This window comes from Pseudomonas sp. BN411 (assembly GCF_029871235.1).
In the GTDB taxonomy this organism is placed as follows: Bacteria; Pseudomonadota; Gammaproteobacteria; order Pseudomonadales; family Pseudomonadaceae; genus Metapseudomonas.
The window spans coordinates 63,998-81,659 of sequence record NZ_SSOM01000084.1 but is presented as its reverse complement, the minus strand read 5'-3'; the positions used below and the strand labels follow the sequence as shown (position 1 = coordinate 81,659).

16 protein-coding genes and 1 tRNA gene are annotated in these 17,662 nt (G+C 66.0%); 9 read left to right on the top strand and 8 right to left on the bottom strand.

Going from position 1 to position 17,662, the window contains the following annotated elements:
* The first annotated feature begins 26 nt into the window (after positions 1-26).
* Positions 27-386, top strand: a complete 360-nt coding sequence (locus tag E8F06_RS26695) for an Mpo1-like protein (RefSeq protein ID WP_280372187.1) — start codon at positions 27-29, stop codon at positions 384-386.
* A 179-nt stretch (positions 387-565) separates the two neighbouring features.
* Here E8F06_RS26695 and E8F06_RS26690 read toward each other — a convergent pair whose 3' ends face one another.
* The 6 genes from E8F06_RS26690 to E8F06_RS26665 all read right to left on the bottom strand — a co-directional run bounded on the left by E8F06_RS26690 (position 566) and on the right by E8F06_RS26665 (position 6,895).
* Positions 566-1,363 carry a thioesterase family protein gene (locus tag E8F06_RS26690; protein WP_280372186.1) on the bottom strand — a complete coding sequence of 266 codons (798 nt, stop codon included), beginning with the start codon at positions 1,361-1,363 and terminating at the stop codon, positions 566-568.
* A 116-nt stretch (positions 1,364-1,479) separates the two neighbouring features.
* A complete protein-coding gene (locus E8F06_RS26685) occupies positions 1,480-2,241 on the bottom strand; it encodes a CHAD domain-containing protein (RefSeq protein ID WP_280372185.1) in 762 nt (253 codons plus the stop codon).
* Positions 2,242-2,295: 54 nt separating this feature from the next.
* Positions 2,296-4,284: a transglutaminaseTgpA domain-containing protein gene (locus E8F06_RS26680; RefSeq protein WP_280372184.1), complete on the bottom strand. Its 1,989-nt coding sequence runs from the start codon at positions 4,282-4,284 to the stop codon at positions 2,296-2,298.
* Positions 4,281-5,228, bottom strand: coding sequence for a DUF58 domain-containing protein (locus tag E8F06_RS26675; RefSeq protein WP_280372183.1), 948 nt, complete (start codon positions 5,226-5,228; stop codon positions 4,281-4,283). The genes E8F06_RS26680 and E8F06_RS26675 overlap by 4 nt, the downstream gene beginning before the upstream one ends.
* On the bottom strand, positions 5,228-6,145 hold the full coding sequence (locus E8F06_RS26670) for a MoxR family ATPase (RefSeq protein ID WP_280372182.1): 918 nt from the start codon (positions 6,143-6,145) through the stop codon (positions 5,228-5,230). Before E8F06_RS26670 ends, E8F06_RS26675 begins: the two co-directional genes overlap by 1 nt.
* An 87-nt stretch (positions 6,146-6,232) precedes the next feature.
* Positions 6,233-6,895 (bottom strand): transglutaminase family protein, encoded by a 663-nt coding sequence (locus E8F06_RS26665; RefSeq protein ID WP_280372181.1) that lies wholly within the window; start codon positions 6,893-6,895, stop codon positions 6,233-6,235.
* Positions 6,896-7,045: 150 nt separating this feature from the next.
* Here E8F06_RS26665 and E8F06_RS26660 point away from each other — a divergent pair, with 150 nt between their 5' ends.
* The 7 genes from E8F06_RS26660 (at position 7,046) to E8F06_RS26630 (ending at position 15,576) form a co-directional block, all read left to right on the top strand.
* The gene (locus tag E8F06_RS26660) at positions 7,046-9,493 is read left to right on the top strand and encodes an acyl-CoA dehydrogenase (RefSeq protein ID WP_280372180.1); all 2,448 of its coding nucleotides are present in this window, start codon (positions 7,046-7,048) and stop codon (positions 9,491-9,493) included.
* A gap of 72 nt (positions 9,494-9,565) precedes the next feature.
* A complete protein-coding gene (locus E8F06_RS26655; protein ID WP_280372179.1) occupies positions 9,566-9,976 on the top strand; it encodes a PA2817 family protein in 411 nt (136 codons plus the stop codon).
* Between the two features lie 161 nt (positions 9,977-10,137).
* Entirely contained in the window at positions 10,138-10,656 is a 519-nt protein-coding gene (locus E8F06_RS26650) for an RNA polymerase sigma factor (protein WP_280372178.1), read from the top strand.
* A complete protein-coding gene (locus E8F06_RS26645; protein WP_280372177.1) occupies positions 10,653-11,612 on the top strand; it encodes a FecR family protein in 960 nt (319 codons plus the stop codon). The genes E8F06_RS26650 and E8F06_RS26645 overlap by 4 nt, the downstream gene beginning before the upstream one ends.
* A 222-nt stretch (positions 11,613-11,834) precedes the next feature.
* Positions 11,835-14,213, top strand: coding sequence for a TonB-dependent siderophore receptor (locus E8F06_RS26640; protein ID WP_280372176.1), 2,379 nt, complete (start codon positions 11,835-11,837; stop codon positions 14,211-14,213).
* 62 nt (positions 14,214-14,275) lie between these two features.
* Positions 14,276-15,406, top strand: coding sequence for a PepSY-associated TM helix domain-containing protein (locus E8F06_RS26635; protein ID WP_280372175.1), 1,131 nt, complete (start codon positions 14,276-14,278; stop codon positions 15,404-15,406).
* Entirely contained in the window at positions 15,403-15,576 is a 174-nt protein-coding gene (locus E8F06_RS26630; RefSeq protein ID WP_280372174.1) for a hypothetical protein, read from the top strand. The genes E8F06_RS26635 and E8F06_RS26630 overlap by 4 nt, the downstream gene beginning before the upstream one ends.
* Positions 15,577-15,716: 140 nt before the next feature.
* On the opposite strand, the gene E8F06_RS26625 is transcribed toward E8F06_RS26630, so the two are convergent.
* Positions 15,717-15,908, bottom strand: a complete 192-nt coding sequence (locus tag E8F06_RS26625) for a hypothetical protein (RefSeq protein WP_280372173.1) — start codon at positions 15,906-15,908, stop codon at positions 15,717-15,719.
* Between the two features lie 408 nt (positions 15,909-16,316).
* Here E8F06_RS26625 and E8F06_RS26620 point away from each other — a divergent pair, with 408 nt between their 5' ends.
* On the top strand, positions 16,317-17,456 hold the full coding sequence (locus tag E8F06_RS26620; protein WP_280372172.1) for an SRPBCC family protein: 1,140 nt from the start codon (positions 16,317-16,319) through the stop codon (positions 17,454-17,456).
* Between the two features lie 54 nt (positions 17,457-17,510).
* Here E8F06_RS26620 and E8F06_RS26615 read toward each other — a convergent pair.
* Positions 17,511-17,586 (bottom strand) — tRNA-Gly (locus E8F06_RS26615).
* Between the last annotated feature and the right edge of the window lie 76 nt (positions 17,587-17,662).

Genomic DNA, 17,662 nt, shown 5'->3' with positions numbered 1-17,662 from the left:
GCCGTCATTCCCTTGAGGAGACGGTCATGGGCAAGCGACTTCCCAATCTGCATGCGTGGCAATGGCGGACTTATGCCGACAACCACCAGCACCCCGCCAACCTGATCCTGCACATCATCGCGGTGCCGATCTTCATCGTTGCAGCGCTGAGTCTGGCGAACGGCCTGTTCACCTTCAGCTTCCGCGCGCTGGTGCTGGGGGTGATCGGCATTCTCGCCTCGCTGGCGCTGCAGGCGCGCGGCCACAAACTGGAAGCCGTGCAGCCGGAACCCTTCAGCGGTCGCAAGGACGCCATCGGCAGGCTGTTGGTGGAGCAGTTCGTCACCTTCCCGCGCTTCCTGCTCAGCGGCCAGTGGTGGCGCAACTGGCGCAACAAGAAGCGCTGACCCACCTGTCTGCACAATGCGCCTTTCCGGAGGTTGGGCCGGGCGGCGTTCCGCGAGCGCAGCGAAGCCCAACGCGGCGCGGTATCAGGTCCGCACCGTTGGGCTTCGCGTTGCTCTGCCGCAACCTACAGTTGTAAAACGATGTCCACCCCGCGAGTTGGCATGCCCTGCGCTGACAATCAGCCGAACACCACCACCGTCTGCCGGCTCATGGCGACCAGTTCGCCGTCGGGGGTCCACAGAGCCGCCGCCGCATGGCCATAGCCGTCACGGGCATGCTCGATGCGCGCGCGGTACTTGCACCAGTCGTGGGTATCCAGTTGCGGCAGCGGCTGCACGAACTCGATGGTCCAGGTCAGGGTGCTGCCCGGCGCGGGGGAAGACAGATGCGGCACGGTTGCCGGCGGCCAGGCATCCACCAGGGCCAGCAGATGGGATTCGGTAACCGTCTCTTTAACCACGTCGCCACGGAAGCGTACCCAACCCCCCATGTCGCGCTCGCGGCTGTTGGAGAATGGCAGGCCACCAATGGACCAGCGCATGGCCAGGTGGCGGGTGAACTCCGGGGTAACGCCGGGGATGAAAGGCAGTTCGAAGCAGTCGGCGACCGGCTTCATCTCGGGGGCGGGCTCGGCTTCCAGCTGCACAACCGACTGGCGCGAACCACCGAAACTGCCCTGCACCAGCGCCACCACCTGGCCCTTCTGCACCACACGGCAGAACACCTGGCTCACTGCCTTGCCTTCACGCAGCAGCTCAGCCTCGAAGCTGGCCGGCACCTCCGGCTCCAATGGGCCGACGAAGGTCATGGCCAGGGAGCGCACTGGCCGGCCTTGCTCGACCTTCGCACGCATGGCTTCGAAAGCCAGTGCAGCGACCACGCCGCCGAAGGCCGCCCGACCCTGCCCCCAGGTGGCGGGCACCACAATTTCGCTCGGATTGCTGCGAGCCGCCTGGATCAATTCGGAAAAAATCATCTGAAATCCCTGTAGTCAAACGCCCAGGCGGCGATCTTAGGGCATTGCCTCGCCGGCCCGAAAGGCGCGTCGCAGGGCTGCCACGCCAAGGCAAAGGGGAGAACAGCCAAAGCAGGTCAACGAAGGCGTCGCAGCAACTTCTCCAGCACCCGGTCCGAACGGACTTCGGCAGCATGCATGGCCACCTGCCAGGCGCGGACTCGGGGGCGCAGGTCCGGCTCGTTTTCCGCGCGGGCCAGCCATTGGACGTGATCGTGCCAGATGCCCAGGGCGGTCTGCGCCCCCACCAGCAGCTGCCGGGTCCGAGGGGACAGTTCGACCAGATTCGGGTAAGCATCCAGGCCATAGCGCAGGCGCTTGATCAGCAGGCGCAGGCGATGGCGGTCATGGGCTGGGGCGCGCAGGGCCTGCCCGACCTGACGGAGACTCTTGCCAAGGAATTTCTCGGATTTCTTGCGTAGCCCCGTCACCAGGCCTTCGCGATCACACACCCGAATCAGGTGTGGCCAGGCTTCGAGCACCAGCAACAGGCGCGTCAACTCCGGCGCCAGCAGGAACTGCGCATAGCCGCTGCGCAGCGCCCGCTCGCGATCCGGGACCAGTCGCTCCAGGCGTTGGCTGCGCAGTTCGGTGATCAGCACTTCCAGATCCCGCAACGGGCTGCTCAACCTCGCCAGGTCGGCCGCCGCCTGGTCCAGCACGTCCACCGCTGCCAGGCCGCGCAGCGGGTGCAACAGACTACGCAATCGCCTGGTCGCCACCCGCAGGTCATGCAGGGCCTCGTCATCGGTATGCGCCACCAGACGCTCAATACAAGCGCGCAGACGAATCTCGAGGGCAATGACCTGAGCGATCAGGTCGTCCAGCAATGCGGCCATCTAGCGTCTCTCCAGCGATCAGGCCCGGACGGGCAGCGTATTACTCAGCATGGATCATCCGCGTACGCCCCGCAGGCGCCAGGGCAATGACTTGCGCAACTCGCTCAGCAACCGCTGCGGGTCGGCCCCCTGGTGGGCGGCGTAGCGACTGGCTTCGAATGCAGCTGCGAAGGCACGGATCTGCGCGGCCTGCCGGGGCAGCTCGCGACTGGCGCGCTCGGCGAAGGCGCGCGGCCCCTCCCCCGTTCCGCGCGACACGCCATGGCGTGCCAGCAAGCGCTCGAACGTCTGGAACTGGCGCAATTGCGGGTCGCGCTCACGGCGCCAGGGCGCGAACAGGAACAGCGCCAGTACTGACATCAGTACTGCCCCGGCGCCCACCAGCCCGACGCCCAGGACGCGGCCGTCCTGGGCACCGAACCAGCGCTGCACCAGCTCCACCTGGGCCTCCCCCTGGTAGCCCAGCACCCAGCGCTGCCAGCCGTAGTTGAGGTTGTCCCAGGCCAGGCGCACCTGGTTCAGCCAGGACACCTGTCGATAGCGCAAGGGGGACAAGGGCGAGCCTTCGAGAAAGCTCTGCTCGCCGGATAGGGCCTCTTCCAGGCCACGCTCGATGCGGCTCGGCGCCACCTGAAAGGTGGGATCGACGCTGATCCAGCCGCGCTCCGGGAGCCAGTACTCCACCCAGGCATGGGCGTCGAACTGGTGCACCAGCACATAGTTGCCGGCGGGGTTGAGTTCGCCGCCCTGGTAGCCAGCCACCACACGCGCCGGGATACCGGCCGCGCGCAGGACGAAGGTCATGGCGCCGGCGTAGTGCGCACAGAAGCCCCGTCGCGTATCGAAGAGGAAGGCATCGATATTGTCCTCCCCCAGGGGCAGCGGCTTCAGGGTGTAGACGTAGGGCTCACGATTGAAATGCGCCAACAGCGCGTCCACCAGTCGTTGCGGGTCCGCATGCTGCCGCTTGAGCTCGACGGCCCAGGCCCGAGCGCGGGGTTCACCCTGCTCCGGCAATTGCAGGGACCGACGCAATGCCTCCGGGTTTCCCGCCGGTTCGCGCACAGCCCCAGGCCAGGACGTGACCTGGTAGAGCAATGTGCGGTCCACGGGCTTGCGGCGCTCCAGACGGAAGTCGGCCCGGCTGCGCACGTCCTGGTCGCGGGTTTCGGCTACATCCAGCCCGAACAGCCACGGCCGCCCACTGGGCTGCATGACGATGCTGTAGCGCAGCGGCTCGCCTTCCTTGCGCCAGTCCGCCGCCGGACCGAACTGGGAGCCTAACGATTGCGACCAGCGGCGGCCGTCGAAGCGCTCCAGGGTGAGCGCACGCCAGTAGAGCTGGCTCATGGGCGGTACCGTGCCTTCGAAGCTGGCGCGGAAGGCCAGTTCACCGGAACGGCTGAGTTCGGCGACGTCCGCCGGGCTCATGGCGTCTGCCAGACCAGTGACGCCCTTGTCGTTGGGCAGCGGCAAAGACCAGAGCGGGCCCAGGCGCGGGAAAAACAGGAACAGCAGCAGCATCAACGGCGCGGCCTGCAAGAGCAGGCTGCCGGCGGCCTTCAACGGCACCAGTGGATGCTCCGCGAAGCGGCTCTGTTGCAACCCCACCAGGGCGGCCAGCAAGGCGCAGAGAGGAAGCAGGCTGTAGAGGGCCGCGAGCATGCCGTCGTTGAACAGGTACGCGGTCACCTGGGTGAAGAACCCCAGCAGGACCAGCACCAGCGCATCACGCTGGCTGCGCAACTCCACCAGTTTGAGGATGAACACCGCCACCAGCAGCACGACGGCCGCCTCCAGCCCCACCAGGGTGCCCCGGGACAGGAACACCCCCAGTGCCACGGCGAGGATGAGCCCGGCCTTGACCAGGCCACTGGGGTACCGGGCGCGCATGCGGAAGATCTGGATGCGCCAGCCGGCGCACCCCAGCCACATGGCGATGATCCACAGCGGCAGGTGCGGCAGCAGTGGCAGGATCACCAGCACCTGGGCCACCAGCAGCCAGGTGAGGCCGATGCGGGTGATGGGCAGGCTGGCCTTCATCGCGGCGTCCCGAACAGGGCCAGGGCACGGAGGCAGGCTTCGCGGTGGGCGTCCCCGGTCTCCGGTGCCAACTCCTGCCCGCCCAGCCGCAGGCCGAAAGGCTGGCCACGGGAGGAGAACTGCAACACCCAATGGCACAACAGGCTGAGGCGCTCTTCGAGGTCACCGTTCATCTGGTCCAGGTCGAGCCAGAGATCACGTCCGGCCAGTGCGGCGAAATCCTTCACGAACAGGCCCTGCCCTCGCGAATACGCCTTCCAGTGCAAGCGCCGGCGCGAATCGCCCGGCTGATAGGCACGCAAACCCTGGTAGTCGTCCGCTCCGGCGCCGAGCACGTGCTGGCCGTCTTCGCCGTCATCTTCGCCGCGTCCCGGTATCAACGGCAGGTCGCCCTCCAGCGGACGCGGGTAGACCAGCAGCGCCTGGTCCAGGTCCACCCAGCTCCAGGCCACCAGCAACCCGAGGGGATAGCGACTCTCGACCCGCAAGCGTCTGGGCCGCAGCCAGCCACGACGTTCGGTGGGAAGGTGCAGCTCCACGTCGCAGGCGCCCTTGGCCGCCACGTCCTGGACCTGCAAGGACAAGGGTGGCCAGCCAATCGCGATGGCCTGGTGTTCACGGCGGGTACTTTCCAGGGTGACGTGGAAGTGCGCCTGTTCGCCGAGGAATACCGGGGCACCACCCGCCGCCTTGAGGTTCAGCCCCGACAGGTTGCGGAACGTATGCAGGATGGCCACCAGGAAAACCGACAGCAGCAGGAAGGTCAGCCCGTAGGCCAGGCTGTTCTGGTAATTGATCGCCACCAGCAGCATGGGCACCAGCGCCACTCCGAAGGCGGCGCCGGCACGGGTCGGCAGAATGAAGATGCGCCGCTGGTCGAGGCGCACCTGGTTGGCCCGCGGGATGCGCCGGGTCAGCCAGCGATCGACCTGGACTTCCAGCATCAGAGGGCCGGCACTTCGCGCAGCAACCACTGCACCAGCGCGCCGCCGCCATGGCCGGAGGGATCTGCGCGCTCGCGCAGCCGGTGCCCCACGACCGAGGGCAGCACCGCCTGGACGTCTTCAGGGATCACATAATCGCGCCCCGCCAGCAGCGCCCAGGCACGGGCGGCAGACAGCAGCGCCAAACTTGCGCGCGGCGACAACCCCCAGGCGAACTGCGGCTGGCTGCGGGTGGCATCCACCAAGCGCAGCACATAGTCCAGTACGGCATCACGGGCTATCACCTTGGGCACTTCGGCCTGGATCAGCCCCAGTTCGGCATGGGTGAAGACGGGCTCCAGGCGCGGCAGCAGTTCGCGGCGCGACGCGCCTTGCAGCAACGCCTTCTCCGCCGCCTTGGCCGGATAGCCGAGGGACAGGCGCATGAGGAAGCGGTCCAGCTGCGACTCCGGCAAGGCGAAGGTGCCGCCCTGGCTCGCCGGGTTCTGGGTGGCGATGACGAAGAAGGGCTCCGGCAATGGCCGGGTCGCGCCCTCGATGGTCACCTGCCCTTCTTCCATGGCCTCCAGCAACGCGCTCTGGCTCTTGGGCGTGGCGCGGTTGATCTCGTCGGCCAATACCAGCTCGGCGAACACCGGGCCGGGATGAAAGACGAACTGGCCACTGTCCTTGTCGAAAACCGAGGTACCGAGGATGTCGCCGGGCAACAGGTCGGAGGTGAACTGGATACGCTGGAAGCTCAGCCCCAGCACCTTGGCCAGGGCATGGCCCAGGGTGGTCTTGCCCATGCCGGGCAGGTCTTCGATCAAGAGGTGTCCACGGGCCAGCAGGCAGGTCAGGGCCAGGCGTACCTGTGCCTCCTTGCCCAACAGCACCTGATTGACCGCGTGCAGGCAGGCATCCAGTTTGGTTCGCATTCGTCGCTCCCTGTGCAATGCGACGATGCTACTGGCAGGCCGGGCGATGGCAAAGCGCCCGGCAAACTTTACTTATGAAACTGTGCGTCAGCTCGCTGCGGCGGCCTCGGCGTGCAGGTCGCCGGAGAGGAACAACGAGCCTTCCTGGAACAGGTGCGGATAGACAGTCGCCAGGTGGTCGAAGAACAGCGCCTCAGGCAGATCGGCGAACTGGCCGTGGTCCGCCAGGTACTCCATGTAGCGCTCACCCTGGCTATTGAAGGGGTGGAAGATGCTGTCGCTGTACCCGTCGAATTCCAGCGGGGCCACGTTGAACATCCGGCACAGCGCCAGGTTGAAGGCCGGCGTGGCCTTGACCCAGCGACCGTCGAGGTACAGCTCGGTGTAACCGTGCATGGCGAACACCTCGCTGCGCAGCAGTTCCAGCAGCCGGGGCGTGGCCAGGTGATTGCGCACATCGGCCAGGCCGATGCGCGCGGGAATGCCGCAATGCCGCGCGCAAGCAGCCAGCAGGATCGCCTTGGGCACGCAGTAGGATTCGCCCGCTGCCAAGGCATGGCTGGCCTTCAGGGTCTCGGGATCGCGGCTGAACACGTAGGGGTTGTAGCGAACCTCGTCACGCGCCGCGAGGTACAGGCTGACGGCCGTATCGACGGGGTCGCGGCTGGCGCCCCGGTGTCTTTCCGCGAACTCGACCACCAGGGGGTGGTCACTATCAACGAAGCGGCCGGATTCCAGATAGTGCTGCATGGGGGATCTCCTGCGGACATGGCGCCCAGTCTATCCAGCCCGTTTTCCCTGCGGACACGACATTCCGGCCAAGTTTGGCTCTCCTGTCGCCATGGTCCTGGGTGGTGACTAAGCTCGTGGCGCGCTCGCCACCATCAAGGAGGATCGCTCATGTTGTTCTTCTGGTTGCTCACCCTGGCCCTGGGCATCGCCTGCCTCGCCCATCGCCGTACCGCGCCGTTTCCCGCCCTGGGCCTGGTGGCCGGTTTCCTGCTGCTGATGGGTTTCTTCAGCCACGCCCCGGGCTGGCTGTTGCTCCTTTTCTGGCTGGGCTGGCTCGCCACCGCCCTGCCCCTGGCAATGCCGGAACTGCGCCGCCGCTGGCTCAGCGCCCCCCTGTTCGCCTGGTTCCAGCGGGTGTTGCCGCCCATGTCGGAGACCGAGCGCGATGCCATCGAGGCCGGCACCGTCTGGTGGGATGGCGAGCTGTTCAGCGGCCGGCCGGACTGGCGCAAGCTGCTGGATTCGCCCCGCCCGCAATTGACGGAAGAGGAACAGGCCTTCCTCGATGGCCCCACCGAGGAACTCTGCGCCATGGTCAGCGACTGGGAGATCGGCCAGCAGATGGACCTCCCAGCCAAGGCCTGGGCGCACATCAAGCAGCACGGTTTCTTCGCCCTGATCATCCCGAAGGAATATGGCGGCAAGGGCTTCTCCGCTTATGCCCATTCCCAGGTGGCAATGAAACTGGCCACCCGCAGTGCCGACCTCGCGTCCACCGTGATGGTGCCCGACTCCCTCGGCCCCGCCGAGCTGCTGCTGCACTACGGCACCGACCAACAGCGCCAGCGTTACCTGCCGCGCCTGGCGAGCGGCGAGGACATCCCCTGCTTCGCCCTGACCGGTCCGCTGGCCGGATCGGATGCCGGCGCCATGCCGGACCTGGGCATCGTCTGCAAGGGCCAGTGGCAGGGCGAGGAAGTCATCGGCCTGCGCCTGACCTGGGAGAAGCGCTACATCACCCTCGGCCCGGTGGCCACGCTCCTCGGCTTAGCCTTCAAGGCCTACGACCCGGAGCACCTTCTGGGGGACGTGGAAGACCTCGGCATCAGCCTGGCGCTGGTCCCCACCGACACCCCCGGCGTGGAGATCGGCCGGCGCCACCTGCCCCTCGGCGCCGCCTTCATGAACGGCCCCAACTCCGGCAAGGATGTGTTCGTGCCGCTGGACTTCGTCATCGGTGGCCAGGCCATGCTCGGTAAAGCCTGGATGATGCTGATGAACTGCCTCTCCGTGGGCCGTTCGATTTCCCTGCCGGCGGCGGCCACCGGCGCGGCCAAGTTCACCGGCCTGGTGACCGGCCAGTACGCCCGCATCCGCGAGCAGTTCAATGTGCCCCTGGCAGCATTCGAAGGCGTTCAGGAAGCCCTGGCGCGTATCGCCGGCAACGCCTGGCTGATGGACAGCGCGCGAATCCTCACCGCCAGTGCAGTCGACCTGGGGGAAAAGCCCTCGGTGCTTTCGGCCATCCTCAAGTACCACCTCACCGAGCGCGGCCGCGAATGCATCGGCCATGCCATGGACGTGCACGGCGGCAAGGGCATCATCCTCGGCCCGAACAACTACCTCGGTCGCGCCTGGCAGGGCGCCCCCATTTCCATCACGGTGGAAGGCGCCAACATCCTCTCGCGCAACCTGATGATCTTTGGCCAGGGGGCCATCCGCTGCCATCCGTTCGTGCTCAGGGAAATGGCCCTGGCCAGCCGTGAAGATCACCACCAGGCCCTGGAAGAATTCGACCAGCTGTTGCTCAAGCACACCGGATTCGCCGTGAGCAATGCCGCCAGCAGCCAGCTGCTGGGCCTGAGCCTGGGGCGGATTGGCGATGCTCCCGGCGACAACCTCAGCCGCCCTTACTTCCGCGCCCTCGACCGTCTGGCTGCGGCCTTCGCCCTGCTCGCCGACAGCAGCATGCTGTTGCTCGGCGGCGAGCTGAAACGCCGGGAGAGGCTGTCCGCGCGCCTCGGCGACGCTCTCAGCCATCTTTATCTGGCCTCGGCGGCACTCAAGCGCTACCACGACCGCGACTATCCCGAGCACCTGCAAGCCCTGGTGCGCTGGGCCCTGGAGGAAAGCCTGGGCAAGGCCGAATCGGCCCTGGACGGACTGCTGGACAACTTCCCCAACGCCATCGCGGGCGGCCTGTTGCGGGTGCTGGTGTTCCCCCTCGACCGTCGCCATCCAGGCCCATCGGACGCATTGGACGCCGAGGTCGCCGGGGTGATCGGTCGCGACCGAGGCGACCCGGCGCTCGAGGAACTGCTGACCGGCTGCTACCGCCCGCAATCCGCCGACGACCCGGTAGGCGCCCTGCAAGTCGCCATCGACCAGATCGGCCGCAGCCGCCCCCTGCTGCACAAGCTTCAAGCGGCGCTGAAATCCGGCCAGTTGCGACCTGCACCGGGTGAGCCGCTGGTGGACGCAGCCCTGGCGGCAGACCTGCTGGATGCGGAGGACGCGCAACAGGTCCGTGCCGTCGAAGCGGCCCGGCGGCGGGTGATCGATGTCGACGATTTCGCCAAGGAGGAATTGCACCTCCGCGAGGGCGGCATCCGCTGATTCCCGCGGGCACGACAGCGGGCGCGCGGGGCCTTATACTCCCGCGCCCGATTCAGCTTCAGGACATCCGCCATGGCCAATCCCTACCTCGACCACCACATCGCCCTGCTCGCCCACCTGCGCAGCATCCTGGTCGCCCTGGGCGAGGCCGAACAGGTTCCCGAGGAGAACCACGCCCTCTTCGTCGAGCGCTTCGACGAACTGATGAGCGAGCTGCCGCGTGACCCGGAAGGCAGCCTGTACCTGGGCCAGGACCTGATCAGCCAGGTATTCCATCGCTATCCGCAGATCGCCCACCTGGTGCCGCGCGACCTGCTCTGGTTCTTCGGTGGCGACTGCCTGCACTTCATGCCCGATGAAGAAATCGACCTCTACCAACGTCTCGATGAGCGCCGCTACGAGGCCGAACAGAACGACGAACCCTTCGACTGGAACCAGGAAAAGCAATTGCTCGCCCTGCCGGCAGACGGCAACAAGCACTGAGCCCTCCGGGGCGGCGCCTGTGCCGCCCCTCCCCGCCTTTCTCCCCCCGCACCGCCATCCATCGCCCACTGCTCTGCGCCAATTGCGGCACGGTGCCAGCCTCTGTCATCATTGCGAATCATTCTTAAACACTCTTCCCAGTTATTCTCAATGAGGTCAGCGTGTCGGCCGGTGATCCCGCGAACCCGCATCTGGTAGGGCTGCTTTACCGAGACCATCGTGATTGGCTGTTGAGCTGGCTGCGCAAGACGGTGCAATGCCCCCACCGCGCTGAAGACGTCAGCCAGGACACCTTCCTGCGCCTGCTCGCCCGCGCCGACCTGCAACCGCCCCGCGAACCTCGCGCCCTGCTGGCGACCATCGCCCGCGGCCTGCTGGTGGACCAGTTCCGCCGCAACGACCTGGAACGCGCCTACCTGGAAGAACTGGCCCAGGCGCCCCAGGACCTGCACCCGAGCCCCGAGGAACAGGCGCTGATCCTGGAAAGCCTGCGGGAGATCGATCGCCTGCTGGGCCAGTTGTCCAGCAAGGCGCGCGCCGCCTTCCTCTACAACCGCCTGGACGGCCTCGGCCACGCCGAGATCGCCGAGCGCCTGGGGGTTTCCACCTCGCGCGTGCGCCAGTACCTGGCCCAGGGCATGCGCCAGTGCTACATCGCCCTCTACGGAGAGCCGACATGAGCCGGGTATCCGCGCGGGCTCTGGACGAAGCCATCGCCTGGCAGCTGTGCCTGGATTCAGGCGAAGCCACCGAACAGGAACGCCACGAATTCCGCCGCTGGCTGGGAACGCACCCGGAACACGCGCAGGTCTGGCAGCAACTGGCGGGCATCGACCAGCACCTCTCGGCCGCCGCTCCCGGCCACGCCCGTCGCGCCTTGCTGCGCGGCGGCGGCGTGCGGCGACGCAGCCTGCATCGTGTCGCCGGCAACGCCCTTGCCCTGGTACTGGCGGTGGGCCTGGGGCTCGGCCTGCTGGCCCAGCAGCGCCCCCTCGGTGATTACCTGGCCGATGAAATGACCACCAGCGGCCAACATCGCGAACTGCGCCTGGCGGACAAGACCATCGTGCAGCTCAACAGCCGCACTGCGCTGGATATCGACTTCGATGGCCCGCAGCGCCGGCTCTACCTGCGCAGCGGCGAAATCCTGGTGAAGACCGGCCATGCCGATTCGCGCCCGTTCTTCGTCTATACCGACCAGGGTCGCCTGCAGCCGCTGGGTACCCGCTTCCTGGTGCGACGCGAGGGCGATTCGACCCGCCTGATCGTGCTCGAATCCGCGGTCGCCGCCGAGCCGCACAGCGCGTCCGGCGAGCGCATCATCCAGGCCGGCGAACAGGTACGCATCGACCGCCAGCACCTCGGCCCCACCCAAGCCGCGCCGGTCGGCGCCGAAGCCTGGAGCCACGGCATGCTGGTGGCCGACGACATGCCGCTGGCGGAGCTGATCGACAGCCTGGGTGAATACCGCAGCGGCTACCTGGGCCTGGACCCGGCCCTGGCCAACCTGCGCATCAGCGGCGTGTTCCCGCTGAACGACAGCGACAAGGCCCTGGCCGCCCTGCCCCCGAGCCTGCCGGTGCGCATCGAGCGCTTCAGCGACTGGTGGGTGCGCGTGGTACCGGCCAAGGACTAGACCCGAACGCAGCCCATCAGTCCATCGATGGGCTGCGTGCCTCGACCCACACCACGAAAACCTCCAAGCACAACGACGAAAACGACCGAAAGGGTCGATTCGCCCCACACAAGATGAGTCCAGGGACGGGCCAGAAAATTTTTTCTCCGTCCCCCTGTCACTTTTCGATTCTGGCTCGGCAAGAAGGCATTGAGACGATTTCTCACTTAGGAGATGTTCGCAATGCACCTTGCTTCCGCCCCGTTCCGACGCACCTTGCTGGCGCTGGCCGTCACCCTAGGCGGCCTGTCCACCCAGGCGCTGGCCGAGACCTACCAACTGCCATCCGCCTCGCTGGCCAGCACCCTGAATCGAATCGCAGCGGATGCGGGCATCGTCATCAGCATCGACCCGGCCCTGACCGCCGGCCGTACCGCGCCCGCCGTACAGGGTGAGCTCACCCCGCTGCAGGCGCTGTCCCAGGCCCTGCAGGGCAGCAACCTGCGTCTGGTGCAGAACGGCACCGACAGCTACAGCCTGGCGCCCGTGGCCGACGAGGTGATGAACCTGCCGGACGTGAACATCGACGGCAGCCGCAACTACGAAACCGCCTGGGGCCCCACCACCGGCATGGTCGCCAGCCGCACCGCCGCCGGCACCAAGACCGACACCGCGATCAACGAGATTCCCCGTTCCATCTCCGTGATCACCCGCGAACAACTGGATTCGCGCCCCACCCTCAACCTCAATGACTCGCTGCGCTACACCGCCGGCGTGATGAGCAGCGGCTACGGTTCCGATTCCCGCGCCGACTGGCTGAAGGTGCGTGGCTTCGTGCCGACCCAGTTCCTCGATGGCCTGCCGCTGCCGGTCGGTTCCTTCGCCAACCCGAAGATCGAGCCCTGGAACCTGGAACGCATCGCCGTGCTGCGTGGCCCGGCCTCTTCCGTCTACGGGCAGACCCCGCCCGGCGGCCTGCTGGACATGGTCAGCCGCCGCCCCCAGGAGGAACAGGCCAATGAAGTGGAGCTGCAGGCCGGCAACAACGAACACAAGCAGATCAACTTCGACAGTACCGGCAAGGTCGACGATGAGGGCCAGTTCCTCTACCGCGTCAGCGGCACCGTGCGCGACAGCAACACCCCCATCGATCACATCCCGGACAAGCGCTACAACATCGCGCCCAGCCTGACCTGGAAACTCAACGAAGACACCCGCCTGACCTTCCTCTCGCAGTACACCCGCGACGATACGGGTATCACCGGCCAGTTCCTGCCACTGCAGGGCACCAAGATCGATTCGCCCTTCGGTGATATCTCCCACCACAAGAACCTGGGCGAGCCGGACTGGGACTTCTACGACCGCACCTACTACGCGCTGGGCTACTCCTTCGAGCACCGCTTCAACGATGTCTGGCAGTTCCGCCAGAACCTGCGCTACACCAAGAGCGACCTGGAATTCCAGGCGGTGAACGTAGCCACCTTCAACAGCATCGATGCCGACGGCAACGTCAACCGCGAATCCGGCATCGTCGACGAAGACATCAGCCAGTTCGCCGTGGACAACAACTTCCAGGCCGATTTCAGCACCGGCGAGCTGGACCACACCGTGCTGCTGGGTCTCGATCACCAGCGCGCGAACACCAACTACCGCTGGCTCTACGGCATGGGTGTACCGCCGATCAACGTGAACAACCCGATCTACGGGGCGGACATGTCCGGTGTCACCTACTTCACCATGCAGGACTTCAACCAGAAGACCTACCAGACCGGCCTCTACATCCAAGACCAGATCGCCCTCGACAACTGGCGCCTGACCCTCGGCGGCCGTGAAGACTGGGTGCACACCGGCACCGAATTCTTCAACAAGAACGACGCCACCAATACCCAGCGGGACGCTGCCTTCAGCGGCAACGTGGGCCTGAGCTACCTGTTCGACAACGGCATCACCCCGTACTTTTCCTACGCCGAGTCCTTCCAGCCCGCCATCGGCGCCAACGTCGACAGCACCGTCTCCTTCGAACCCACCGAGGGCAAGCAGTACGAAGTCGGCATCAAGTACCAGCCGCCTGGCACCGACGCCATGCTGACCGCCGCGGTCTACGACCTGAACCAGACCAACGTCAGCGTCACCGAAGGCAGCGTGACCCGCCAGATCGGCGAGCTGGAGATTCGCGGCCTGGAGCTGGAAGCCACCGCCGACGTCACCGAAAACCTCAAGCTGGTGGCTTCCTACAGCTACACCGACAGCGAAATCCAGAAAGGTCCGGACAAGGGCAACCGCATGGCCCAGGTGCCGCGCAACCAGGCCACCGCCTGGGCCGATTACACCTGGCACAGCGGCATCCTCGACGGCTTCGGCGTGGCCGGTGGCGTGCGCTATGTCGGCGACAGCTACGGCAACACCGCCAACACCTGGCTGGGCCACACCGGTTCCTACACCGTCTACGACGCCTCCGTGCATTACGACCTGGGCCGCCTGGACAGCTCGCTGCGCGGTGTTTCCGTCGCGGTGGACGCGAAGAACGTGTTCAACAAGGAGTACCTGTCCACCTGTGACGGCTACTGGTGCTACTACGGTGACGAACGCACCGTGGTCGGCAGCGTGAACTACAGGTTCTGAGCCTCGCGCGATCGCGAACAAGGGCTGCCCCCAGTGGGCAGCCCACGCAACAGGGATTCGTCATGCAAAGCAGCACCATCCGTCGCTGGTCCAGTGTCCATACCTGGACCAGCCTGATCTGCACCCTCTTCCTGCTGATGCTCGCCCTTACCGGGCTGCCGCTGATCTTCCACCACGAGCTGGAACACCTGCTGGGTGAAGCGCCCGAGCTGCGCGAAATGGCACCGGAGACACCGCATCTGGGCCTGCAGCAACTGGTGGAGGCCGCCCAGCGCCACCGCCCCGGCGAGGTGGTGCAGTACCTGGGCTTTGAAAAGGACGAACCCAACGGCGTGGTCGCGATCACCGCCGCCACCGCCGGCACTGAACCCAACTCATCCCACACCTTCATGCTCGACGCCCGCATCGGCGAGCCAGTGGCCATGCCGGCTGCCAACGGCGGCGTGCTGATGTTCATCCTGCGCTTGCACGTCGACATGTTCGCCGGGTTACCCGGCAAGCTGCTGTTGGCCTTCATGGGCGTGCTCTTCGTGGTCGCCATCATTTCCGGCGTGGTGCTCTACTCGCCCTTCATGCGCCGCCTGAAGTTCGCCGAAGTGCGGCACCAGCGCGCCACTCGCACCCGCTGGCTGGACCTGCACAACCTGATCGGCATCGTCACCCTGACCTGGGCACTGGTGGTGGGCCTCACCGGCGTCATCAGCGCCTGCGCCGACCTGCTGATCAGCGCCTGGCGCCAGGACGCGCTCAGCGCCCTGGTGGAGCCCTACCGCGATGCGCCGCCGCTCACCGAGCGCGCCCCGGCAGACAACGTCCTGAAGATCGCTGCCGAGGCATTGCCCGGCATGCAGACGGATTTCATCGCCTTCCCCGGCACCCGCTTCTCCAGCGAGCATCATTACACGGTATTCATGGTCGGCAGCACGCACCTCACCGCCCACCTGTGGACGCCGGTGCTGATCGATGCCCGCACCCTGGCGGTCACCGCCGTGGCCCAGCGCCCCTGGTACATGGACGCCCTGGCAATGTCGCAGCCGCTGCACTTTGGCGACTACGGCGGCCGTCCCATGCAATTGCTGTGGGCCGCGCTGGATATCCTCACCATCATCGTGCTCGGCAGCGGCCTTTACCTCTGGTGGGTTCGCCAGCGCCGCAGCGCCGGGCAGCGCTCGACCGAGGAGGCAACGGCATGAACTGGCGGCAATCGACCTTCTTCCTGCCCACGATCATCGGCCTGCTCTGCACCCTGGGCCTGTTCAGCGCACTGCTGGGCGACGGCTGGTGGGACGCCCTGTCCTGGCTGGGTCTTGGCGTACCCGCCGCGCTCGGCACCTGGCCGCTGTTGCGCCGACTGCGCGAGTAGGCTTTCGCGCTCGCGCCACCCAGCCCGAGATGATTCGAGAGATGCAAAAAAGCCCGCCTGGCACTGCCGGGCGGGCTTTTTTGATGGGGTGCGAAATGCGCTGTGGGGCCGTGAAGAATGACGCCAGCCAGCGCCTCGAATCAGCCCTGCTTGGACAGTTCGGCGCGTTGTTTTGCAGCGACAGCTTCTTGCTGCTTCTGCTCTTTCAGCTGGACTTGCGCCAGGCGGGCCTGCCAGCGTGCCGTTGTACGATCGGCACCACCAGAAGCCATGGCCGCGGTGGCCGAAAGGGCGATGGTCAGGGCGGAAGCAAGGGCAATAACAGATTTCATAATCAAACTCCGGACAACAAAAAAGGCAAAACAGAAACGATCTGCGGGAGCCTCCTCGGCCAACTCGACTGACTGGACGGCTACGACCCAACGATCGATCTCGGAAAATAGGACCGGCCCAAATGCACTTCGTTCGCTAGCTAACGAAGTGCATCACGCCGTAGCCCCTGGAAAAATCCACTACCACCGGGGGCCTAGAGCGGCGCGAACCGCCCGTCGGGCAAGCCGCTGAAGACCCTCTGATCGGCAAGCTGGGAACGCTACTTCCAGCATGCGGACTCCGACCTCGCACGCACCACGCAAGGCCGGCACTTCTGCCAAAATTCACGAATAACCGGGAACCCCGCTTCAAAAGACGGGAACCATCACTAGACTGCGGGGCACACCAACAAGACTGCCGGAGCAGCCATGAGCCACGACACCCAGGCGTTTCGCGACCGCTATCGCGCGGGCATTCACCCCCTCTACAACGTCTGGCTGCATGGCGGCTTCGTGCTGCTCTACGGCGTCGCCTGCCTGGCTTTCTTCATTGGCCACCTGGAAGAGGTGAAACCCTGGGAGTGGCTGGTGGTGCCGGCGGCCCTGGTGTTCTTCAACTGGGGCGAGTACTCCATCCACAAGAACCTGGGCCACCACAAGACGCGTGTGGGCGGGATGTTCTACAAGCGCCACACCGGCGACCACCACAGCTTCTTCGTCGCCGGGCGAATGACCTGGGAATCGGCCCGGGATTGGCGGGTGATCCTCTTCCCCGCCTGGCTGATCGTGTTCTACAGCGTCGGCCTGTTCGCCTCCTGGTGGTTGCTGTCCCTGGTCAACGCCAACGTCGCCGCGCTGTTCTCCACCACCCTGCTGGCCGGGTACTTGAGCTACGAGGTCTTCCACGCCTGCGAGCACCTGCCACCCGACCACCCGATCTCGCGCCTGCCCTGGATCCGCCACATGCGCCGCCTACACGAGCTGCACCATCGCCGCGACCTGATGCAGACCCACAACTTCAACCTGGTTTTCCCGCTGATGGACTGGCTCAAGGGAAGCCTGCACTGGGAGCCAATGGAACAGGAGATCGCCATGACCCGACTGCAGCACGAAGTGGAAATCGACCGCGGCCCCGAGCGGGTTCTGGCCTATGCAGCCACCGTCACCCGCTGGCCGGAATGGCACCCCTCCTCACTGCGTGTGGATGGCACCGCCGGGCCTCTGCCGGCCGGCAGCCACTTCGAGGAAGACATACACGCAGGCGGGCGCGCCGGGCATTTGAGCTGGGCTGTGACCGAGTACAGCCCCGGCCGCCGCTGGCGCGCCACCGCGCGGGGTACCCACGGACTGAATCTGGTGCTGACCTATGAATGCGAAAGCACGGCGAGCGGAACCCGCTTCGTCCGCACCCTGGAGTACGGCTTTTCCGGACTGGCCATGCGGCTTGCGAACTGGTTGGTGATGCGCGGCAAGATCGACCGCGAATCGGCCGAATCCATGAAGCGACTGAAGGAGATGGCCGAGCGTGCCATCGAGAAAGGTCCGGTCCACCAGCTCAATCTGGTCTGAACCCGGAATGCAGAAACGAAAACGCCGCTCATGTGAGCGGCGTTTTCGTTTATTTGGAGCGGGAAACGAGACTCGAACTCGCGACCCCGACCTTGGCAAGGTCGTGCTCTACCAACTGAGCTATTCCCGCGTACAGCATTTACAAAGTGGCGTCCCCTAGGGGACTCGAACCCCTGTTACCGCCGTGAAAGGGCGGTGTCCTAGGC